Origin of the sequence: Planococcus sp. 1R117A, from assembly GCF_051417975.1 — a bacterium.
Classification (GTDB): domain Bacteria; phylum Bacillota; class Bacilli; order Bacillales_A; family Planococcaceae; genus Planococcus; species Planococcus shenhongbingii.
On record NZ_JBPRLO010000005.1, the window covers coordinates 193,522 to 215,291 of the forward strand.

A 21,770-nucleotide genomic window follows, 5' to 3' on the forward strand; every position below is an offset into this window, starting at 1 on the left:
TTTTGCTGTAAATAAAGCTTTCTTTCCTATTAATTTATTTGATAAAAAAATGATCAGAGTTTTCTGGAAATAATGTTGAATAAAAATACGAAGTTCGTATATAATATTAATAAAAAGAAGATGATTAAACAGCTCCAAATCTTTCTTTTATGTTTAAGTAATTTTCTCTTTTTTAAAAAACGGAGACTATTGATAAATTTGTAAATATATTAAATCTAAGTGTATTAAAAGTGCTTATTTTTCATTTGAATGGATAAAATTCTTACTTTACAATAACAAAATCTGATAGTATGAGTATTAATAGATTTTTTAAAACTTATAATAATATCTAGATAGAAGAGCTTTTGTGCCTCCCTTAAAAAAAGAAACGTTAGAAGCGTCATAAATAACGAGTGAATATTTGATTCTTGCATCAGCATGTAGCTGATGAAAGAATTTTTATTTTTTATTTAGCTCAAAGTCAAAGCATATTGTTTTTTATTAATTCTAAAAATCCCATAGAGCTTGCTGTATAAGTATTTAAAGAAAAATCGGAAGCTTTTTCTAAAGTTTTTTATCGTTGCAAAGAGAGCCAGTTTTGAAAAACAGCTTCTTATCTTAAAATATTTAATTGATTATAAGGAAATCAGTTTGTATAATGATTTATAAACACTTATTTTTTTGGATAATTATTCACCTTTACCCTTGTTTCTAATGAAAGGAATGAATACAATTGCAGTATATTGAAAGAGAAGATAAAGTCATCCAACAATCAGCTTATGAATATATAAAAGCCACTCATAAAAAAGTTAAAGAACGCAATCCTGGGGAATCTGAATTTTTACAGGCGACATGGGAAGTCTTTGCATCATTACAGCCTGTTTTTGAACAGCATCCTGAATATGTGCAAGAAGGTATTCTGGAGCGCATTTCCGAGCCTGAACGTTTTATCGCATTTCGGGTCACTTGGGAAGATGATAATGGAAACGTCCATGTAAACAGGGGATATCGGGTGCAGTTCAACAGCACACTGGGGCCTTATAAAGGCGGCCTCCGTTTTCATCCTTCTTTAACTGGCAGCGTCGTGAAATTTCTTGGCTTTGAGCAGATTTTCAAGAACGCCTTAACTGGCTTGCCAATTGGTGGAGGCAAAGGCGGTTCCGATTTCGATCCCAAAGGGCGATCAGACCGGGAAATTATGCGTTTTTGCCAAAGTTTCATGACAGAACTCAGCCGCCACATCGGACCAGATATCGATGTTCCTGCGGGTGACATCGGCGTTGGCAAACGGGAAATCGGCTATTTGTTCGGACAGTATAAGCGCATCCGCAATGCTTTCGAAGCCGGTGTCTTCACGGGCAAAAATCCGGACAACGGCGGCAGCTTGATCCGCAAAGAAGCGACGGGTTACGGCACAGTCTATTTTGTTGAAGAAATGCTGAAAGGCCAGGGCCATTCTTTTGCCGGCAGCAAGGTCATCGTTTCCGGTTCAGGAAATGTATCGATTTATGCAATGGAAAAAGCGATTGAGTTTGGCGCAAAAGTTGTTGCGTGTAGCGACTCGGAAGGGTATATCTACGACCCGGAAGGCATTAACGTGGAAACCGTTAAGCAGCTGAAGGAAGTAGAAAGAAAAAGAATTTACCATTACCTTGAACATCATCCCAATGCACGTTTCGGTAAAGACAAAACAGAAATCTGGACGCTTCCATGCGACATCGCTCTTCCTTGTGCGACGCAAAATGAAATCGGCAGAGAAAGTGCAGAAGCCCTGGTAGACAACGGAGTCAAAGCAGTGGGCGAAGGTGCGAATATGCCATGTGACGATGAAGCGGTCCGCGTGCTGACACACAACAAGGTTCTTTTTGCACCGGCGAAAGCTGCGAATGCGGGAGGCGTAGCAGTTTCTGCGATGGAAATGTCACAGAACAGCATGCGCTATTCTTGGTCATCTGAAGAAGTTGACGCTAAATTGCATCAAGTCATGAAGACTATTTATAAAAATTGCATGGAAACTGCAGAAAAATACGGTTCCCCAGGCAATCTGATTGTTGGCGCCAATATTGCCGGCTTTAAAAAAGTAGCAGATGCAATGCTTGATCACGGATTAAACTAACTTGGTTTTAAAAATAGATGAAAAAGAGCTCAGGCGAAGAAATTTGCCTGAGCTCTTTTTTGTTCCAAAGAAGTGCAATTCACGAATAACGAACCCGGTTGCTTATGGCCACATTTTTTATCAATGTTTTCAGCAGCTTCTATCGGCGTTTTGCCAATCTCAATCGGCGTTTCGCGAATGCCAGTCGGTATTTCCAGACTTCTTATCGAGGTTCTCCGGAAAACTCTTTAGTCCTCTTTACGCAATCCTTATACTTCTTAACAGTTTCTCCACAATAACTTCACACTCAAGCTTTACACTAAATGAATAAACAACGAGAGAAACTGAGGGGGAATTGAGATGAACAAATTGTTTACAGGTGCAAGTGTGCTTGCCATGACAGCGATGCTGGCAGCGTGCAGCGGAGAAGAAGCGGCAAATAATGCAGAGGCGGAAAGCACGGATAGCGGATCAGCGGTTTCCGGTTCACTCGATTTTTATACATCGCAGCCGGATGCGGATGCACAGGCGCTTGTGGACGCCTTTACTGAAAAGAATCCAGATGTGGAAGTCAGCATTTTCCGTTCAGGCACCGAAGAAGTGGTATCGAAAATCCAGGCGGAAGACCAGGCAGGTGATATTCAAGCTGATGTTTTATTGGTAGCAGATTCCGTGACGTTCGAGAATTTCAAAAAAGAAGAATTGCTGCTGCCTTACAAGTCACCGGAAGCAGAAGCGATTGATGAATCATTTGTCGACCCGGATGGAGCTTATACCGGAACGAAAGTGATGGCAACAGGGCTTGTCGTCAATACGAACGAAGTGAAGGATCTGCCGGACAGCTGGACTGTTTTGACGGAAGAAGCCTCAAAAGGCAAAGCGGTTATGCCAAGCCCGCTGTATTCAGGGGCAGCAGCTTATAATTTGGGCGTCATCACGAAACAGGACGATATGGGATGGGAATTCTATGATAACCTGCGCGCCAATGACATCACCATCACGCAAGGAAACGGAGCCGTCCTTGAAGGAGTGGCAATGGGCGAACAGCATTATGGCATGATTGTGGACTACCTTGTAGCTCAGGCGAAGAGCGATGGATCTCCGGTTGAGCTTGTGTATCCGAAAGAAGGTGTGCCGGTCATTACAGAACCGGTGGGCATCCTGGCGAATACGGATAACGAAAAAGCCGCACAGGCATTTGTCGATTTTGTGCTGTCGGAAGAAGGGCAGGAATTGGCGTCTGAACAAGGATATACGCCTATCCGTGAAGGCATCGAAGCACCAGAAGGCCTGAAATCATTGGATGAAATGAACGTGCTGGAAGCCGATTCAGTGGAATTGCTGGAAACACGCGAAGACGATAAAGCGAAGTTCGGAGAGATTTTTGGCCAGTAATCGATTTTGCAAGGCAAGGAGCTAACGACATGACGTTAAAACAGCAGGCAATTGGAGAGAGAAAAAAGGGCATGCCCTCTTTCTCTCTCTTTTTTCAAAACAAAAAATTCTATAAAGGCATTGGCTTATTGGCAGTGTTTCTGCTTTTCCTATTGCCGGTGCTTCGGCTCGTGTGGCTTAGTTTTGTTGATGGAAGTGGCCTGACCTTGGATTACTATCGACAAGTGCTGCAGGAAACAGCGACTTGGGTGACGGTCCAAAATACGCTAATCATTGTACTGGGTTCAACGCTTTTGGCGCTTGTTTTAGGTATCGGGTTTTCCTGGATTGTCGCCTATGTCGAGGTGAGCGGGAAACGGACGATGCAGCTGTTCATCTTTCTGCCGTTTATCATTCCTTCCTATATCACAACACTCGCATGGACGCAGTTTTTCAGCGGCTCAGGTCCAGTGGCGGCGCTATTGTCCCGGCTTCCAGGAAATCTGGAAGTGCCGAACCTGTATAGCATCGGCGGCATTATTCTGCTGCTCGGATTGTCGCATTATCCGCTCGTTTATCTCTTTACGGTCAACGTCTTCCGCAAGATCCCCCGTGATTTGGAAGAAGCGGCGGCGACGTCCGGCTTGTCGAAAAAGCAGGCATTGCAAAAAGTAGTGTTGCCGCTGGCGCTTCCCGGAATTGCGAGCGGCGGGCTGATCGCCTTTTTATCTAATCTCGACAATTTCGGGATTCCCGCTTTTTTAGGGACGCCTTCGAATATCCGTGTGCTCAGTACCTATATTTACGAACAAGTGGTAGGATTCGGGCCGGAAGCTTTCTCGCGGGCTGCCGTTTTGTCCGTCATGCTCGGTGTAATCGCGCTTGCCGGCACATTGCTGCAATGGTTTTTGCTCAGGCGGAGCCGCGTTACCGAAACGGCACGCAGCGATTCACAGCCGCGTATTTTCCTAAAGCCGATGAAAAGAAGATTACTGGAAATCGCTTTATGGATATTTTTGCTTGTGACGAGCGTTATGCCGCTGATTGCGATGGGTGCTTTGTCGCTGATTTCTGCCTACGGCGTACCGTTTACGTTAGAGAATCTGTCATTGAAGAATTATGAGCAGGTTTTTTTAAATGATTCCAAACCGGCAGCGGCATTTATGAATAGCCTAAAACTCGCGTTGGTTACGATGGCCATTTGCTTGTTCCTCGGAACCTTGTTTGCCTATCTCCGGTTTAAATATCCTGACTGGAGCACGAAAACGGCGGAATTGTTTATCACGATTCCGTATGCACTGCCGGGAACGGTATTTGCGCTTTGCATGATTTTTATGTGGATGGAGCCGGTGCCTGGATGGAACCCTGGAATATACGGTACTGTTTTTATCTTGTTCATCGCCTATACCACCCGATTCCTGGTGCTGCAGGTCCGTGGCAGCTATACAGCCTTCCTGCAGATCGACCCGTCGATGGAAGAAGCGGCACGGACTTCAGGAGCCAAGGGCTGGGCAAAGTGGCGCAAGATTTTATTGCCATTACTGTTCCCGGGAATCCTCAGTGGTGCGTTGCTGGTATTTTTGATGGCATTGACGGAACTCACCGTATCGAGTCTGTTATGGTCTTCCGGTTCTGAAACGATTGGTGTGGTGATCTTTGGTTACGAGCAGGCGGGCTACTCAACGTATTCGACTGCATTCTCTACAGTGCTTGTACTGGGCATTTTGCTCGGCGGCGCATTGTTTATGATGCTCGGCAAGCTATGGGACAGAAAGGTGCTGAAAGCAAAATGATTGAAGTTCAAGACGTTTCAAAGAAATACGGAGATTTTACGGCGCTCCATTCGGTCGATTTGAAAATAAAAACCGGGGAATTTATCGCGGTGCTCGGCCCTTCCGGCTGCGGCAAAACCACGCTTTTAAAATTGCTCGCGGGATTCATGGGTCCGACAACAGGAAACATCGTCATGGACGGCACTCTTACGGCCACGGCAAAACGGGTCACGCCACCCGAAAAACGCAATATCGGGATGGTGTTCCAGTCATTTGCCTTATGGCCGCATATGACGGTCGCGGACCATATCAAGTTTCCGCTCGACCACCATCCAAACCGGAAAAAAGAAAGCAAAGCCGAACTGCAGTCCAGAATCAATGATGTGCTGGGGCTTGTCGGACTGGATGCTTTTGCAGCACGCTATCCATCGGAACTGTCTGGCGGGCAGAAACAGCGGGTGGCCTTGGCGCGGGCGATTGCACCGCTGCCGAATCTGTTATTGATGGATGAGCCATTCAGTGCGCTTGATGTGGAGCTGCGGATGGAGATGCGAAAAGAAATTCAGAAGCTGCACCGGGAAACAGGGGCTTCCATTGTTTTTGTCACACACGACCAAAGCGAAGCGCTTGCCATCGCAGATAAAATCGTGGTGATGAACGATGGTCGCATCGAACAAATCGCGCCGCCGGAAATCATCTACACGCGCCCTGAAACTCCATTTGTAGCGACGTTCGTTGGAAAATGCAATTTGATCAAAGGGCAGTGGCAAAAAGAAGGGTTTGTGCCGGAAATCGACCCTGGCAGCATTTGGCCGGATCTTGGTGTGGCACGCAGCTTTAAAACGGACGGCATCTACCCGGTGCGGCCGGAACAATTGCAATTATCTCCAGCGAAAAAGAACGGACTCCATGGACGCGTCACATTTGTCCAGTATCAAGGGCATGAAATCCACTATACCGTGGAAGTAGCAGGAGGCACATGGACAGTGCACGAGCCGGTTTATTTGCCGCGATTTCAGGCCGGAGATGCGGTGGAAGTTTCGCTGAAGGCAGGCGCAGGTCAGGAAAGAGATTTTCTTTCTGCTGCGAGATGAAAAAAAGCTTCCAAGCACATAAGTGTCTGGAAGTCAGCTTGTTGAAATAGTTGAAATTTGTATCAGTGATCCGCCCTTAACCGATATTCTGCCAACCAGCTGCGCTTGCCGCGGGCGAGCGCCAAGCCGCTTCGTCGCTTACGCTCCTGCAGGGTCTCGGCTGTCTCGCTATCCCGCAGGCGTCTTCGCTGGTTGGCTCCATATCTGGAGAGCAGGTATAAACATTAAATAGCTTTCCAAAACCATCACACATTTAGAGTGTCTCTAAATGTGACAACAGAGAGCTGAATGCAACGGAAGGTGGGCGACTCCTGCGGAAATAACATGAGCTGAAGGCCCCGCAGGAGCGAAGCGACGAGGAGACTGAAGCCATGTCCGCGGAAAGCGTCCCACCTGGAGCGAAATGAGAAAAGGCTATCGAGAGTTTCTCGACAGCCTGAGCTTCCAGGCACATAAGTGCCTGGAAGCAAATTTTTAGTTCTGTACTTGAGGTGCTGCTGCTAATCCGGCTTTTTTATCCTGTGCTTCATGCAGTTTGACCATGGCGAAACGCGCAATCGGCTGGATCACCAGGCTTTCTGCAGCGAGAACGATGATAAAGTTGCGCGGCCAGTACTGCAGCCAGCTGCTGAAAAGTTCAGGATGGAAACCGTTGCCGACAATGTCGCCGATCAACGTCATAGCGGCGGACATTCCGAGTACGGTGAAAAGAATACGGAATAGGATTTTCGAGTTGAAGCTGTCAGTGGGTTTGGTGAATTTTGCGGTTAATGCCTCTGCAATGCGGCCGAAAATAGCGGGTTCAATAATCATGACGATTATCCACATGATCGGCAATGTTTTTAATATAGTGAAAGCAATCTCGCCATTAAATTCTCCGGCAAAGTAAATGATGCTGAATGTAGTCATGAACAAAACGGTCATAGTGGAAATGAGTGCGCCATATAAAAGGCCCTCTTTTCCGTTTCTCGGCAGTCTTTTTTCTTGGTGCATGTTTTTCTTCCTTTCCAAAAGCTTTTATTTGACCATGGCAATACGATAAATCATGTACAAATGAAGCGATGGTCGCGGCAATAAAGGTCAGCTTTTGGAGAACATCAATAGTGGATCTGCTATTGATTGTCTGCCTGCGGATTTCCGTTATTCGTTTACTATCTCTATTATTTCAAACATACATTTTGGATAACCATTCGTTTGCGGTTATGCTCAATTTAAAGTTGTTACTCTATACAGTCTGTTTTAAACCTTAACAAAATTATTTGCGAAAAGGTAAGTGTCCATTTTATGTCTTTTGGAAAAAGGAGATTCAATAAAAAATCTCTTAGAGGAATTTCAATGTCATCAGAAAAATGTGCCATGCCGTATCGTGATAAATTCAACTAATATTACAGCTGCGAGATGGAAAAGTTTTGAGGGTTGGAAAAAAGGGGAAATATTATAAATACAATGTTTTAAGATTTTTCATGAATAGAAATTGTGTAGGAGGAGATCGACCATGGCAGACAAATCAACCCAAGAAGCAATTGAGAAAGTCAAGGAGTTGATCAAGGACATTGAGGTAGCGATGTTCACGACAATATCAAACGGCAAAGCGGTATCACGTCCGATGCAGACCCAGGAAACGGAATTCGATGGAGATTTGTGGTTTATGACCATGAAAGATACAGCAAAATACCAGGAAATCCTGCAAAATCCTACAGTCAACTTGGCGTACTCCGGAAAGTCATACGTCTCAATCAGCGGAACCGCAGAAATCAGCGAAGATTTGGAGAAGAAAAAAGAATTCTGGAATCCGATCCTCGAAAAATTACTGGAAACGACTTATGATGATCCCAATGTAGTACTGATCAAAGTATCAGCGGAGACAGCCGAGTACTGGGAGACAGGAAATAAATTAAAGAGCGCCGCAAAGTTTGTTAAAAAGCTCACGACTAAGGAAACCATGGATGAAGACAGTGATTTGAACGAAACGGTCGAATTTGATCGCCTATACGGCAGTGACAATTAATTTAACATGAAAAGGCCAGTCGAACAGACTGAGCCTTTTTTTGTGCAGATAAAGGGTTTATTATTCTCAATAACTAGCTTAGAGTTAAAGGAAAGAAAATCAAAGGATGAGAATGATGAAAGTCTTTGCGTCACATGATGAACAGATTAAAATCCTTCAAGAGCGGGGATTGAGCGTGCCGGACAAAGCGGCTGCCAAACGAATTTTGTCGCGTGAGAATTATTATGCGTTGATTGATGCTTATAAAGAGCCGTTTCTCCAAAAGGATGAACGGCTTAATCCGTATCGCCTGGAACGATACATAGAAGGTACAGAGTTCGGTCATGTCTATGCGTTGTACCGCTTTGACCGGGAACTGCGGATGCTGATGCTGAACGAGCTCTTGAAGTTTGAGAAAAACATCAAATCAAAAATAGCGTACCGTTTCTCAGAAAAGTTCAAGGAGACCGACAGCTTTCTCGAACCGGAAAATTACAGTCCCGACAGCAGGCATCATCACGAGCGGGACCGCATCATTTCGACGCTCGCCAATCTTATCAAAAGCCACAAAAAGCGAGACCGTGTGAGATACCCCGCCATCCGGGAATTTTTCGACAAGCACCGGAATGTGCCGCTATGGGTGCTCGCCAATTTCTTGTCGCTTGGCCAAATCACCAATTTCTACACGGTAATCGATGAAGAGCTGCGGGAACGGATTGCCCGGGATTTTGCCGAAGAGTACAGCGAAGAATACAGCCAGATCCGTTTGAAAGCAAGTGAAATTGATGCGATTCTTGTTGTCGCTTTCCCGTACCGCAATAAATCTGCGCATGAGGAAGTGCTGTACCGCTTCCGGCTCGCGCATCCGGTGGAACTCGGCAAGGCAGAAGAATTGATGGCGATGCCAAAAGGAAGCCTCAGTAAGGGAACGGTATCTTCTATGGTGAATTTGCTGAAGCTGGTGCTTGCGCGAGAAGAATATGAAATTTTTTCGAAAGAGCTGGAACGGCTGGTGAATGAGCTCGAAGGGGCTGTCATGGAGCAGGCTTTTGAAAGGGTCATGAATGATACAGGATTTTTTCATGAATTTAGAAATCCGAAGAAAATGACATGACATGAAAAACCCGCTTCAGCTAATTGGCTGAAGCGGGTTTCAGTATTTCGGAGCAGGCATTTCCTCGGCATTCATCAGATACGTGTAGTGTCCGCTGATTTTTGCAGAGCACTTTCATCCATCTTGTTGAGCATATTCTTCTTCCGGATGAAAATGAAGTACGATGCTACAGTAAAGCCGGCGATCAATGAAGTAAGCACAGCTTGTACGCGAAGTGATTCGATAAACAGCATGGCGATATAGATTCCTGAAATGGCGAAGATAGTGGCATAAGTCAAGTAAGGGAAAAGCCACATCTTGATTTGCAGGGCTTCCGGATTTTCCCGCTCGAACTTGCGGCGCATGCGCAAATGGGAAAATGCAATAACCAGATAAACTAATAGAGCGACTGCACCAGATGAGTTGATCAAGAACAGGAAAATCTTATCTGGTGAAATATAACTGAAGATGACTGCAATATACGAAAATACAGTGCTGAACAGAATAGCGCGGATAGGGACGCCTTTTTTGCTGAGTTTTAAAAAGGCTTTCGGTGCATCGCCTTTTTGGGCCATTCCATACAGCATCCGTGAATTTGCATACAACGCAGAATTCAAGCAGGACAGCACAGCTGTCAATACAACAAAGTTCATGATCTGCGCTGCAGCGGGAATGCCGATATGGTCAAGCACGGCAACAAACGGACTGACCAGCACATTGGCTGAGTTCCAGGGCAGCAAAGTGACAACCAGCGCAATGGAACCGATATAGAACACTAAAATACGCCAGATGACGCTGTTCGTCGCAATCCGGACTGCCTTGGCAGGATGGTCGGATTCTCCGGCTGCAATAGTAACAATTTCAGTTCCCATGAATGAGAAGATGACCACTGTAATACCGAGTAATACAGAACCGATGCCTGTTGGCATGAAGCCGCCGCTTCCCAGTAAATTTGTAGTTCCCGGAGAATCTACACCCGGGTACCATCCGAAAACAACACAGAGGCCAAGAATGAGGAATAAGGTAATGCTGACCACTTTGATAAGTGAAAACCAATACTCAAATTCGCCGAATGACTTAACGGAAAATAAGTTCGTTAACGTCAACGCAATTGTTAAAATCAATGCCATAAGCCAAAGCGGAAAATCCGGAAGCCAGTATTGCATAATGGCTGCGCCTGCAATTGCCTCGATGGCAATGACAACTACCCAGAAAAACCAGTACAGCCAGCCAATCGTAAATCCGGCCCATTGGCCGATTGATTCGTTGGCATAAGTCGCAAAAGAACCGCTTGTCGGATTAGCCGCCGACATTTCACCGAGCATTCGCATTACCAGTACGACAAGAGTTCCAGCCAGTGCATACGACAAGACTGCACCTGGGCCTGTCGAGTTGATGACCGCGCCACTTCCGATAAACAGCCCGGCTCCAATTACTCCTGCAATTGAAATCATGCTTATGTGCCGGATTTTTAAGTCCGGATTCAATTGTTGTTGCGTCATGTGCTTTTCCCTCCTTAAATGTGCATCGCTCCGATATTGCTCGCTCACTAATGTAAACGGTTACAAAAATCAGAATATTCTTTATGTCAATCATCATACATAATATGTTTTTGAAAAAATGTAGACAACATGTAAAGAAAAAGTGCCAGAAGGTTTTACTAACTGTAAATTGAACAGGACTTTATGAAAACAGGCATACTTCAAAAAAGAGGACAATGTTTAATGCCCTCTATAAGAGTTGCAGCTTAAACTGTTTATTTAGCGTCCAAAAGACGGATAGCCATTATTGCACTTTCAAGAGCGAGCCGTTTAGCGGGAGCCATAAAATCTTTGCCAAGCAGCGTTTCCAGTTTTTCCAGCCGCAGATAAAGCGTTTGCCGGACAACAAAGAGGCGATCGGCTGTTTCTTTTTTCGAGCCGTTGGACTCCAGGTAAGCTTCTAAAGTTGCAAATAAGTTGCTGTCCATTTTCTGATCGTATTCAAAGACAGGTGCCAGATAACTTTCGGCGTAAGATTTTAAAAAACCGCTGTCTTCAAACTCCAGTAAAAGTTTGTAAATGCCCAGATTTTCGTACAAAGGAGATTCTACAATTCCGCTATGCATCATTCGGGCGGCTTTGCCAGCTTCTTCATAAGCTTTTTTGGCTTTTTCAATATCCTGGTAAACTGAACTGACCCCGCAAGCGCAATTCTTTCCTTCAATAAAATGGAGGCCTTTCATGTCAGTGATTTGCCGAATGACTTGTAAAGACCGGTTGGCTTCGTTTTTTAAATGTTCAGCGGAAATAAAGGAAGCGATGGCCACAATCTCGCTTTTGCTGCAGGACAAGGCAGGGAAAAATCCGGCCCGCTTGAAAAGCGCCCGTACACTCATCAGTCTCTGTAATTTGATTTCTTCCCAATCGCTTTGCTGAAATTCCGCATCGGTGGATTTGGTAGAAATCGTAAAGACCCGGTAATAGGTATTGCGGCTTGGCGGCGGCAGAAAGGCTTGGAAATCATCCTGCTCAACTGTTCTGCCATTAACCAAATTGCGGACAAACTCATCTTCATTATTTTGTTTGCGTTCTTCGATAGTTCGATGGCGCAGCAAAATCTGTGCAATGGCAAGGGAGGCTCTGTCTAATATGAGAAAAGAAAATTCTTCAGGCCGGGACTGATCGAGCTGCAAGCACAAATGGCCGAGTACTTGTCCAAGTCCTTCTACTGGCATAACGGCAAAAGTAATGCCTTCAAATGTCAGCAAACGTTGTTCTATGTATTCATCCGGCGACTGTTCCAGCTGAGTGCGGATTTCTTTTTCCCACACTTTACTGTCAGAAGGGAAGAAATAAGGTTTTTCATTGTCTGTGATAAAAATGGCGCGCTGCTGAAAAAATTGATGCAGTTCCTGCAAGATTTTTAGAATTCCATTATGTGTCAGGGAAAGTGAATTGAACTTTCTGGACAATGCGTCCAGTTGGGAAAGCATCTGATGGTGCTGATTGATGATGAAAGTATGCAGATCCTGTGTGATGTCGACAAAGCGGGTGGTCTTATCAAAAATGATGACCGGAAAAGCGCAACGGTCTGCCAGTTCAATAAGTTCTTGCGGAATTTCTTTGAAATAAGGGCCCATTTCTATACAGATGCCGGCAACTTCCTCATCAATCAGTCTTTTAACATATTTCAGCTGCGTCTGAAGATCTAATTGCAAGCCGACGCCAGTCGTGAAAATTAGTTCGCCGCCGTTAATCAAAGTATCAAGTTCCTTTACTTCCAGAATGTGTGACCATTTCACTTGTCTGTCGAGTCCTTCTCTTCCTGCAATCAAGCGTGCATTGGCAAAACTCTTCCTTTCAAGCACTTCTCTAATAGTCAATTTCAGCTTTTCCATATAGCAGAGTCCTCCATAACGTTAAAAAAATCTTTTGATTATTATACAAAGTGTCAATTGATAGTATTCGGAATTATTTGTAAAGTACAGTTAGTAGTTTAAAGAATTTATAGGGATATGGCAAGAACATTCGAATGGAGGAATAATAATGACAATGGCAGCAACTGAAAAGAAAACGCTTACAAATTTTATTGGTGGACAATGGGTAAAGTCAACGACAGATAAATACGAGAAAGTTCCTAACCCGGCTACTGGTGAAATTTTAGCTGAAGTGCCGATTTCAACCGCTGAAGATTTAGAAAAAGCTGTAGCCGCTGCGAAGCAAGCTTTTAAAAAGTGGAAAAAAGTAGCGGTTCCACAGCGCGCGAGAATTCTTTTTAAATACCAGCAATTATTAATTGAAAACTGGGAAGCGTTGGCGAAAATTATTACGATTGAAAATGGCAAGAATTACGCCGAAGCATATGGAGAAGTGCAGCGTGGGATTGAATGTGTTGAGTTTGCAGCAGGCGCGCCGACATTGATGATGGGCCAGCAGCTGCCAGATATCGCAACCAACATTGAATCAGGCATGTATCGTTATCCGATCGGTGTCGTTGGCGGAATCACGCCATTCAACTTCCCGATGATGGTGCCGTGCTGGATGTTCCCACTGGCTATCGCCAGCGGAAATACATTTATCTTAAAACCATCAGAACGGACACCTCTTTTGGCAAACCGCCTGGCGGAACTTTTCCAGGAAGCGGGTCTGCCGGATGGCGTTCTGAATGTTGTCCACGGTGCCCATGATATCGTCAATGGTATTCTCAGCCATCCGGATATTCCAGCAATTTCGTTTGTAGGTTCGCAGCCGGTTGCCGAGTATGTCTATAAAACAGGAACAGCGCATGGCAAAAGAGTACAGGCGCTTGCCGGTGCGAAAAACCACACAATCGTTATGCCAGATGCGGATATGGAACTGACATTGACTAATATCATCAATGCAGCTTTCGGTTCAGCAGGCGAACGGTGCATGGCGTGTGCAGTGGTCGTAGCAGTGGGGGACGTAGCGGACGAGCTGGCAGAAAGGCTCGTAGAAGAATCCAACAAGCTGACAATCGGCAATGGCTTGGAAAAAGATGTCTTCCTGGGTCCGGTCATCAGAGATTCCCATCTGGACAAAACGGTCAGTTATATCGAATCCGGCATTGAAGAAGGAGCGAAATTGCTGCGTGATGGGCGGAATGACCAATCTTCTTCTGAAGGCGGATATTTCATCGGGCCGACCATTTTCGACGGCGTTACACAAGAAATGAGAATTTGGAAAGAGGAAATCTTTGCACCTGTCCTTTCGATTGTTCGGGTAGAGACATTGGATGAAGCGATCGAATTCACCAATCAATCCGATTTTGCAAACGGAGCTTGTCTCTTTACGGACAGCGCTAAAGCCATCCGCAAATTCAGAGAAGAAATCGACGCTGGCATGCTCGGCATCAACCTGGGTGTTCCGGCACCGATGGCATTTTTCCCATTCTCAGGTTATAAAAAATCGTTCTATGGTGATCTGCATGCCAATGGCCGCGACGGCATTGAGTTCTATACACGCAAGAAAATGATGACTGCACGGCATTCGTTCTAAAAAAGGGGAGGGAAAATAGATGGCTACTGCAAAAGAGACATCCAAAACATTAGTGGAAAAAGATCGTGAAAATGTTTGGCACCATATTTCGTCTTACAATGACACAAAAAGGCCGATGGTGGTGGAAAGCGGAGAAGGTGCATGGATCACAGATCACGAAGGCAACCGTTATTTGGACGGCATGTCCGGACTTTGGTGTCTGAATGTCGGATATGGCCGCGAGGAACTAGCGGCGGCGGCTTATGAACAAATGAAAAAGTTGGCTTATGTGCCGATGACCCAGAGCCATGAGCCGGCTATCGAGCTTGCGGAAAAGCTGAACAGCATGCTTGGAGATGATTATAAGATCTTTTATTCCAATAGCGGATCGGATGCCAATGAAGTGGCTTTTAAACTGGCTCGCCAGTACCACCAGCAAAATGGGGAGCATTCCCGTTTTAAATTCATCTCCCGTTACCGTGCTTATCACGGCAGTTCGATGGGAGCCATGGCAGCGACAGGGCAGGCGTTGCGCAAGTATAAGTATGAACCGCTAGCCCCTGGGTTTTTGCATATTGCGCCGCCGGACAATTACCGCCGTCCAGCTGGCCAGTCAGTCGAGGAGTACAACCTTCAACGCGCCCAGGAATTTGAAGAGAAAATCATTTGGGAACAAAAAGAGACGATTGCCGGCATTATCATGGAACCGCTTATTACAGGCGGCGGCATCCTGATTCCGCATCCCGTCTACGTGGAAAAAGTGCAGGAAATCTGCAGCCGCCACGGTGTGCTGCTCATAATCGACGAAGTTATCTGCGGCTTTGGAAGAACCGGAAAAATGTTCGGGCATCAGCATTTTAATATTAAGCCGGACATCATCACGATGGCAAAAGGGTTAACAAGCGCTTATCTGCCGCTTTCCGTCACGGCTATCCGAAAAGACATTTACGACCGCTTTGACACTGAAAAAGAAAATAGCCATTTCCGCCACGTCAATACTTTCGGTGGAAATCCGTCAGCGTGTGCCGTAGCTTTGAAAAACCTGGAGATCCTGGAACGGGAAAACTTGGTAGAACGCTCAGCCGAACTGGGTGACCGCTTGCTGAAAGAACTGGAAAGCTTAAAAGATCATCCATATGTAGGGGATATTCGTGGACTCGGATTTCTTCTGGGAATTGAAATGGTCGAAAACAAAGAAACAAAAGAACCGGCTTCCAACGAACGCATCGCAAAAATCATGGGAGCCTGCAAAGCGAACGGCCTCATTATCGGCAGAAACGGAGATACTGTGGCAGGGTTCAATAACATCCTGGCCCTGAGCCCGCCGCTGTCGTGCACTGACGAGGATTTCGACTTTATCGTTTCTGTTTTGAAGAAAGTATTTAAAGACCATGAGTAAAATACTTTCTTGAAGTTTTCTGATTTGAACCCAAACGGCAGCCACTCTGAAAATGGCTGCCATTTGGGTTTTCTCTATTCTAGTTCTGAATTATGCAAAGAGATATTTCAACTAAACTCTTTAAGCCCTTTATAAATCTCGACAATTTCCTCCTGCTTCATCCGAACGAGGCCGCTCGAAGAAGGAGCAACATATTCCACTATTCCCGGAATCACCGGATTTTCCTGGACTCCCCATGAAATAGAACGTTTTTTGCTGTATTCCTGGTAGACGCCTTTGCCGACGAAGCAGACCGCTTTCGGCTGATACTTTTTGATTTTCTGCAGCAGCAGCGCAGCGCCTTCTGCGTACTCCGCTTTGGAGATTTCTGCCGCTTCTTTTGTTGGCCGGGCAACGATATTTGTCAGCCCGTAGCCGAGAGAAAGCAGCTTCCTGTTTTCTTCAGGCGCAAACTTTCGCGGGGTCAAACCCGCTTCGTAAAGGATTTTCCAAAACCGGTTGTTGGGATTGGCATAATGAAAACCGGTTTCAGAAGACCGGATGCTTGGATTAAACCCCACAAAGAGAATTTTTAAGTTTTCCTGCAGGTGGTCGGGAATGGGTTCTAAATGCAATTAAGGTTCCTCCTTTGGAAGAGCTATAAAAAAGGCAAACCCCAAAAGGAGTTTGCCAAGAAATTACTTCGCTGAACTTATTTCGTGTTTGTAAAGCCGCCATCGATGCGAATCACTTCGCCATTGATGTACTGAGCTTTAGATGTCAGCAAAAACGTTACCAGTTCGGCAACTTCATCGGCTGTGCCCAGGCGTCTTTGTGGGATTCCAGCTTCAGCATTGGCTTTCATTTCGGGATTGGCTTCATAAAATGATTTTACCATCGGCGTCTCCGTTGGGCCAGGAGCAATCGCATTTACACGAAGTCCGTCTTTTGCATATTCCGCAACCATACTCTTAGTCAACCCGACAATGCCGTGCTTCGTAGCCGAGTAAGTGACCACAGAATCCTGCCCGATCACTCCAGCACTTGAAGCGGTGTTGACAATTGAGCCGCCGCCATTTTTCAGCATGACTTCTGCTACATAACGGACGCCATACAAAGCGCCCAACAAATTAATGCCGACGATTTGTTCAATTTCTTTGATGTCTGTATCCAAAAAGAATTTCCCGCTTCCAGAAATCCCTGCATTGTTAAAGAAATAATCGATGCGGCCAAAGTGTTCAACTGTCTGATCCACATATTTTTTCACTTCTTCAGCTTTTGAAACGTCCGCTTTGATGAAAATTGCGTCAGGACCTAATTTCTTCACCATTTCCACGGTCTCGTTCCCGCCTTTTTCGTTTACGTCCACAACGGAAATATTGACTCCATCTTTTGCTAAACGGGCGGCTGTTGCCTGTCCTAAGCCACTTCCCGCACCTGTAATAATTGCAACTGTATCCATCAAAAATCTACCTCCATCTTTTGAATGAAAAGTTTCTTCTTTATTTTCCTCCTACCTGTATTCCTCTAAAAAGGGCAATTAAAACAATTAGACGTTGAATTCCTATCGATGTTCAGAAAGGTATCTATCAATGCTTCCAAAAAAATCAAACTAAAATTCAGAACCAAACACCATAATGGAAAAGACCTTCGCTGTCGGTGAAGGTCTCCAAAAAAAATTGTTACAGTGCCAAAGACGAGCGGTGTTGCCTAAGTTGAATCATCGTTGCTTCAACTGATTTCTAAAATGGCCACAGCATCCTCTTTCTTATGGGCTTTGCTAATTCATCAAATGCTTGCCATTTCACAGATAATGGATAAAGTAGATTTTAATACGAACGAGATTTATACGATAATTGATAGGGGGAACTACTATGCGATATGTGGCACTTCTTCGGGGCATCAATGTTGGCGGAAAAAACAAACTGGATATGAAGTCTCTTAAAGAAGTATTTGAACGGGTAGGAATGGTTTCAGTCAAGACCTATATCAACTCTGGCAATATCATTTTCAGCAGCGATGAACTTTCTGTAAAATCGTTATCGGCGACTTTGGAGAAAGCCATTTACGCAAACTTCAATTTGCAGATTCGTGTGCTGGTTTATAATTTCGAGGACTATGAAAAGATTGCATTGGCTGTTCCGGAAACCTGGACAAATGATGATCAAATGAAAAGCGATGTGCTGTTTTTATGGGAAGAAATTAATAATGAAAGCGTGCTTGGCCAATTAGTCGCTAAACCGGAAATCGATCAAATCAATTATGTTCCAGGTGCAATTTTATGGGCAGTGGACAGGCAATTAGTGACGAAAAGTGGAATGATGAAAGTGGCAGGTTCCGAACTTTATAAACATATGACCGTCCGAAACGTCAATACGGTCCGAAAAATTTATGCATTAATGAAAGACGGCAAAGAGTGACTCTGACTATTTCTGTTGTCGTTGACGAGTTGAAGATTCTTCCAAGCTCTTTGCCTTTTGGCAGAGGGTTTAATCGGTGTTTCAAAAACTTAATTGATTTTATTGCCATAAAATGGCGGGGCAACTTCTGTTTGAACCGCACTTTCTTCAGGAATAGAGTAACAAGGAGGGAGCAGGCTATGATGATTTATACAATCGGGCATTCCAGCCATTCAAAAGAGCAGTTCGAGAAGATGTTAAAGGAAACGGGCATTGAGCTATTGGCGGACGTCCGGGCATTTCCTGGAAGCCGGAAGTGGCCGCAGTTCTCGAAGGATGTCTTTCCCGCATGGCTCGAAGCAGAAGGAATTACATATGAGCATTTCCCGAAACTCGGCGGCAGGCGCCGAAAGTCGAAAGGAGTGGATGCCAAGATGAATGGAGGCTGGCGCAACCGCTCTTTTCAGAATTACGCGGATTACACTTTATCGGAAGAATTTCAGCAGGGAATAGCGGAACTTCTGCAAAAAGCATCTCAACAGAAGACGGCGTACTGCTGTTCGGAACGGCACCCTTCCCGATGCCACCGGCTGCTGATTTCAAATTGGCTTGTAGCGAATGGCTATCACGTATGCCACATCCTTGACGGGAAAGACGGAGTTGTGGAACTGGTCGATCACGAATTAGGGATGTGGGGAGCGCCGGCAGAATTGAAAGACGGCGGGACAGTAACTTATCCGCCGGAAGAAGTGAATGAAACAGACACCGAAAGTAAATAAAATGGGAATCTACAGCATCGCCTCCAGCAAAGCAGCAATTAGGGAGGCAATTTTTTATTTTATTCAACTTCTTTTCCACCTCAACAACTGTTTAAAGGGATTGCGATTTTGATGGCGAATTCTATAAGCAACAAAATTACGGCAATTTGCAAAGGGGTGAGCATTTTGCAAAAGTATGTGAAGGATTTTCAGGAAATCGGCAAAGAGGATTTGCTGCTGGTTGGAGGAAAAGGCTTGAATTTAGGAGAATTGGCAAAAGTGCCAACTGTCCAGGTGCCGTCCGGATTTTGCGTGACGACTGAAGCTTTTAAGCAGGTACTGAATGGAAATGCCGAGGTGCTTGCCTTGCTTCAACAAGTAGCTGATTTAACGGCAGCAGACAAGGAACGAATCAAGGAACTCAGTGCGGAACTGCGGAATGCCATGGAACAGACGGAGATGCCGGAAGAAATAGAACGGGAAATCGTTTCCTCTTTTCAACGGTCAGGAGAACATTTTGCTTACGCGGTTCGCTCCAGTGCGACGGCTGAGGATTTGCCAACAGCATCATTTGCGGGACAGCAGGATTCCTTCTTGAATATCCGGGGAAAGCAGGACCTCATAAAGCATGTCATTAAATGCTGGGCTTCCTTATTTACGGAACGGGCAGTAGTGTACCGCATTCAAAATGGCTTTGACCACCGGAAAGTCTATTTATCGGTCGTTATTCAGCAAATGGTTTTTCCTGAAGTTTCCGGAATTCTATTCACTGCAGACCCGATAACAACAAACCGCAACGTAACATCGATTGACGCGAGTTTCGGACTGGGAGAAGCGCTAGTTTCCGGAATTGTATCAGCGGACAATTACAAAGTCCGGAAAGGGAAAATTATCAACCGGACAATTTCCACGAAGAAAATCGCTGTCTACCCATCTGAAGAAGGTGGGACAGAGCAGCGGGAAGTGGCGCTGGCTCAACAGGAGCAACAAGCGCTCCCAGATGTGCAGATACTAGCATTGGAAAAGATTGGTCGGCAAATAGAAATGCGGTTCGGAAAGCCGCAGGATATTGAATGGTGCTTAGCGGACGGAGAGGTTTTTATTGTGCAAAGCCGTCCTATTACAACTTTGTATCCGCTGCCGGAAAAGCGTGACGGACAATTCCGCATTTACCTGTCGTTTGGCCATCAGCAAATGATGACCGAGCCCATCAAACCGCTCGGCATGTCGTTTTTTAAATTCATCTCGGATGTTGAATTGATCCCGGCGGGCGGCCGGTTGTTTCTTGATTTGTCGCATGATTTAGCTGCATGGAGCGGCCGGCAAATCTTCTTAAAAACGATGAAGTCAAACGATCTTTTATTGTATGATGCCCTCGAAAATTTTCTCAAGAGAAAACAGGTGCTGCCAAAAGGGCAACGCATGTTCAAAATAGGTTCTGACCAATTTTCCTTGGCATTTTTTCGAGAGATAATGAAAACTTATCGAACTAATGACCGAAGGCTGCCTGGCCAGCTAATCAATCTTAACGAAGCATTTATCAGAGAATTGGGATGGCGCATCCAAACAGTTTCTGGCGATGAACTGTTTAGATTAATTGAAGAAGACCAGCAAGAATTAAGAAAAGCCATTTCCAATCCGCAAAGCATGGCCGCCATCATGGTTGGTGTTTACGCATCTTATTGGCTTAATGAGAACATAGAAAAATGGCTGGGAGAAAAGAATGTGGCGGACATTTTCAGCCAGTCGGTCACGAATAATGTCACTTCGAACATGGGACTGGAATTATTGGATGTATCCGATGTGGTGCGGAATTATCCTGAAGTGTTGGCGTATTTTGAAAAGCCTAATAAAAGCAGCTTTTTTGAAGATCTTGAAAAACTGGAAGGCGGCCCAGCGGTCAGTCAGGTTCTGCGAGATTATCTCGGGAAATATGGCATGCGCTGTTCTGGAGAAATCGATATCTCCAAAACCCGCTGGAGTGAAGACCCGACTATTCTGGTACCTGTGATTTTAGGCAATATCAAAAACTTTGGGCCCAATGCCCGAAAGACAAAAATGGAAGAAGGAAAACGGAAAGCCAAACAAAAAAGACAAGAAATTTTAAGCCGTTTGGGGGAATTGCCTGGAGGCACGCGAAAAGTAAAAAAAACAAAGAAAATGATCAGTGTACTTCAGAATTTCATCGGATACCGGGAATATCCGAAATTCGCCTTTATCAAACGCTATTACTTCTATAAGAAAGCTTTGATGCAAGAAGCTGCCTTCTTGCAGGAGAAAGGGGTTATCGAACAAGCTGAGGATGTCTATTATTTATCGTTTGAAGAATTTCGCAATGCGGTGAATGGTGGAACCGTCGATCGCCAAATAATTGAAGAAAGACAAGCGGCGTATCGATATTATGAGAAACTGATGCCTCCGCGTCTGATGACATCAGAAGGCGAGCAGATTTCCGGAACTTATCATCCTGACAAACTGCCGGCCGGCGCATTGCCGGGACTGCCGGTTTCTGCAGGAGTGGTCGAAGGAAGGGCAAGGGTTATAGTGAAAATGGAGGATGCGCATATTGAAGCGGGGGATATTCTCGTTACGGCTTTTACCGATCCAAGCTGGACGCCTTTGTTTGTTTCGTTAGCCGGGTTGGTGACAGAAGTCGGCGGACTGATGACCCATGGCGCTGTGATTGCAAGAGAATACGGACTGCCGGCTGTCGTTGCAGTGGAAAATGCCACTAAGGATATTAAAGACGGACAGAGAATCCGCATCAACGGCTCTGAAGGTTATGTGGAATTATTGGATTAGGCTCCATAAGCCGCTTTTCTTTATCATTGTTTCCCCTTTTTATTGCCACCGTGCAATGGCAGC

16 protein-coding genes are annotated in these 21,770 nt (G+C 45.2%); 11 read left to right on the top strand and 5 right to left on the bottom strand.

The window, feature by feature from the left end; translation table 11 throughout:
- The first annotated feature begins 712 nt into the window (after positions 1-712).
- The 4 genes from gdhA (at position 713) to ACSFXN_RS15605 (ending at position 6,314) form a co-directional block, all read left to right on the top strand.
- Positions 713-2,095, top strand: coding sequence for an NADP-specific glutamate dehydrogenase (gene gdhA, locus ACSFXN_RS15590; RefSeq protein WP_437150991.1), 1,383 nt, complete (start codon positions 713-715; stop codon positions 2,093-2,095).
- 339 nt (positions 2,096-2,434) lie between these two features.
- Positions 2,435-3,469 carry an ABC transporter substrate-binding protein gene (locus ACSFXN_RS15595; RefSeq protein ID WP_437150993.1) on the top strand — a complete coding sequence of 345 codons (1,035 nt, stop codon included), beginning with the start codon at positions 2,435-2,437 and terminating at the stop codon, positions 3,467-3,469.
- Positions 3,470-3,498: 29 nt separating this feature from the next.
- Positions 3,499-5,241, top strand: a complete 1,743-nt coding sequence (locus ACSFXN_RS15600; protein ID WP_437150995.1) for an ABC transporter permease — start codon at positions 3,499-3,501, stop codon at positions 5,239-5,241.
- Entirely contained in the window at positions 5,238-6,314 is a 1,077-nt protein-coding gene (locus tag ACSFXN_RS15605; protein ID WP_437150996.1) for an ABC transporter ATP-binding protein, read from the top strand. The genes ACSFXN_RS15600 and ACSFXN_RS15605 overlap by 4 nt, the downstream gene beginning before the upstream one ends.
- Positions 6,315-6,788: 474 nt before the next feature.
- Here the strand turns inward: ACSFXN_RS15605 and ACSFXN_RS15610 are convergent, their stop codons facing one another.
- A complete protein-coding gene (locus tag ACSFXN_RS15610; protein ID WP_437150997.1) occupies positions 6,789-7,307 on the bottom strand; it encodes a DUF2798 domain-containing protein in 519 nt (172 codons plus the stop codon).
- A gap of 502 nt (positions 7,308-7,809) precedes the next feature.
- Here ACSFXN_RS15610 and ACSFXN_RS15615 point away from each other — a divergent pair.
- Both ACSFXN_RS15615 and ACSFXN_RS15620 read left to right on the top strand, forming a co-directional pair.
- On the top strand, positions 7,810-8,322 hold the full coding sequence (locus ACSFXN_RS15615) for a pyridoxamine 5'-phosphate oxidase family protein (RefSeq protein WP_437150998.1): 513 nt from the start codon (positions 7,810-7,812) through the stop codon (positions 8,320-8,322).
- Between the two features lie 115 nt (positions 8,323-8,437).
- The gene (locus ACSFXN_RS15620; RefSeq protein WP_437150999.1) at positions 8,438-9,415 is read left to right on the top strand and encodes an Abi family protein; all 978 of its coding nucleotides are present in this window, start codon (positions 8,438-8,440) and stop codon (positions 9,413-9,415) included.
- Positions 9,416-9,489: 74 nt separating this feature from the next.
- Here the strand turns inward: ACSFXN_RS15620 and ACSFXN_RS15625 are convergent, their stop codons facing one another.
- A complete protein-coding gene (locus ACSFXN_RS15625) occupies positions 9,490-10,896 on the bottom strand; it encodes an amino acid permease (protein WP_437151000.1) in 1,407 nt (468 codons plus the stop codon).
- A gap of 254 nt (positions 10,897-11,150) precedes the next feature.
- The gene (locus ACSFXN_RS15630; protein WP_437151001.1) at positions 11,151-12,773 is read right to left on the bottom strand and encodes a PucR family transcriptional regulator; all 1,623 of its coding nucleotides are present in this window, start codon (positions 12,771-12,773) and stop codon (positions 11,151-11,153) included.
- Between the two features lie 148 nt (positions 12,774-12,921).
- Between ACSFXN_RS15630 and ACSFXN_RS15635 the strand changes: the two genes are divergently transcribed.
- Positions 12,922-14,391: a CoA-acylating methylmalonate-semialdehyde dehydrogenase gene (locus ACSFXN_RS15635; RefSeq protein ID WP_437151002.1), complete on the top strand. Its 1,470-nt coding sequence runs from the start codon at positions 12,922-12,924 to the stop codon at positions 14,389-14,391.
- 19 nt (positions 14,392-14,410) lie between these two features.
- Positions 14,411-15,769: an aspartate aminotransferase family protein gene (locus ACSFXN_RS15640; protein ID WP_437151004.1), complete on the top strand. Its 1,359-nt coding sequence runs from the start codon at positions 14,411-14,413 to the stop codon at positions 15,767-15,769.
- A gap of 107 nt (positions 15,770-15,876) precedes the next feature.
- Here the strand turns inward: ACSFXN_RS15640 and mug are convergent, their stop codons facing one another.
- Both mug and ACSFXN_RS15650 read right to left on the bottom strand, forming a co-directional pair.
- Entirely contained in the window at positions 15,877-16,383 is a 507-nt protein-coding gene (mug, locus tag ACSFXN_RS15645) for a G/U mismatch-specific DNA glycosylase (protein ID WP_437151005.1), read from the bottom strand.
- 77 nt (positions 16,384-16,460) lie between these two features.
- The gene (locus ACSFXN_RS15650) at positions 16,461-17,210 is read right to left on the bottom strand and encodes an SDR family NAD(P)-dependent oxidoreductase (RefSeq protein WP_437151006.1); all 750 of its coding nucleotides are present in this window, start codon (positions 17,208-17,210) and stop codon (positions 16,461-16,463) included.
- Between the two features lie 412 nt (positions 17,211-17,622).
- Here ACSFXN_RS15650 and ACSFXN_RS15655 point away from each other — a divergent pair, with 412 nt between their 5' ends.
- The 3 genes from ACSFXN_RS15655 (at position 17,623) to ppsA (ending at position 21,707) form a co-directional block, all read left to right on the top strand.
- On the top strand, positions 17,623-18,168 hold the full coding sequence (locus tag ACSFXN_RS15655; RefSeq protein WP_437151007.1) for a DUF1697 domain-containing protein: 546 nt from the start codon (positions 17,623-17,625) through the stop codon (positions 18,166-18,168).
- Positions 18,169-18,347: 179 nt separating this feature from the next.
- Positions 18,348-18,926 (top strand): DUF488 domain-containing protein, encoded by a 579-nt coding sequence (locus ACSFXN_RS15660; RefSeq protein ID WP_437151008.1) that lies wholly within the window; start codon positions 18,348-18,350, stop codon positions 18,924-18,926.
- 165 nt (positions 18,927-19,091) lie between these two features.
- Positions 19,092-21,707 (top strand): phosphoenolpyruvate synthase, encoded by a 2,616-nt coding sequence (gene ppsA, locus ACSFXN_RS15665; RefSeq protein ID WP_437151009.1) that lies wholly within the window; start codon positions 19,092-19,094, stop codon positions 21,705-21,707.
- Positions 21,708-21,770 lie beyond the last annotated feature (63 nt).

What these genes read in the sequence shown, in the direction of transcription:
- ACSFXN_RS15615 (WP_437150998.1), top strand. Translation starts at nt 7,810, where the DNA reads ATGGCAGACAAATCAACCCAAGAAGCAATTGAGAAAGTCAAGGAGTTG.
- ACSFXN_RS15635 (WP_437151002.1), top strand. Translation starts at nt 12,922, where the DNA reads ATGACAATGGCAGCAACTGAAAAGAAAACGCTTACAAATTTTATTGGT.
- ACSFXN_RS15595 (WP_437150993.1), top strand. Translation starts at nt 2,435, where the DNA reads ATGAACAAATTGTTTACAGGTGCAAGTGTGCTTGCCATGACAGCGATG.
- ACSFXN_RS15620 (WP_437150999.1), top strand. Translation starts at nt 8,438, where the DNA reads ATGAAAGTCTTTGCGTCACATGATGAACAGATTAAAATCCTTCAAGAG.
- ACSFXN_RS15655 (WP_437151007.1), top strand. Translation starts at nt 17,623, where the DNA reads ATGCGATATGTGGCACTTCTTCGGGGCATCAATGTTGGCGGAAAAAAC.
- ACSFXN_RS15650 (WP_437151006.1), bottom strand. Translation starts at nt 17,210, where the DNA reads ATGGATACAGTTGCAATTATTACAGGTGCGGGAAGTGGCTTAGGACAG.
- ACSFXN_RS15605 (WP_437150996.1), top strand. Translation starts at nt 5,238, where the DNA reads ATGATTGAAGTTCAAGACGTTTCAAAGAAATACGGAGATTTTACGGCG.
- ACSFXN_RS15610 (WP_437150997.1), bottom strand. Translation starts at nt 7,307, where the DNA reads ATGCACCAAGAAAAAAGACTGCCGAGAAACGGAAAAGAGGGCCTTTTA.
- ACSFXN_RS15600 (WP_437150995.1), top strand. Translation starts at nt 3,499, where the DNA reads ATGACGTTAAAACAGCAGGCAATTGGAGAGAGAAAAAAGGGCATGCCC.
- ACSFXN_RS15640 (WP_437151004.1), top strand. Translation starts at nt 14,411, where the DNA reads ATGGCTACTGCAAAAGAGACATCCAAAACATTAGTGGAAAAAGATCGT.
- ACSFXN_RS15630 (WP_437151001.1), bottom strand. Translation starts at nt 12,773, where the DNA reads ATGGAAAAGCTGAAATTGACTATTAGAGAAGTGCTTGAAAGGAAGAGT.
- ACSFXN_RS15625 (WP_437151000.1), bottom strand. Translation starts at nt 10,896, where the DNA reads ATGACGCAACAACAATTGAATCCGGACTTAAAAATCCGGCACATAAGC.
- ACSFXN_RS15660 (WP_437151008.1), top strand. Translation starts at nt 18,348, where the DNA reads ATGATGATTTATACAATCGGGCATTCCAGCCATTCAAAAGAGCAGTTC.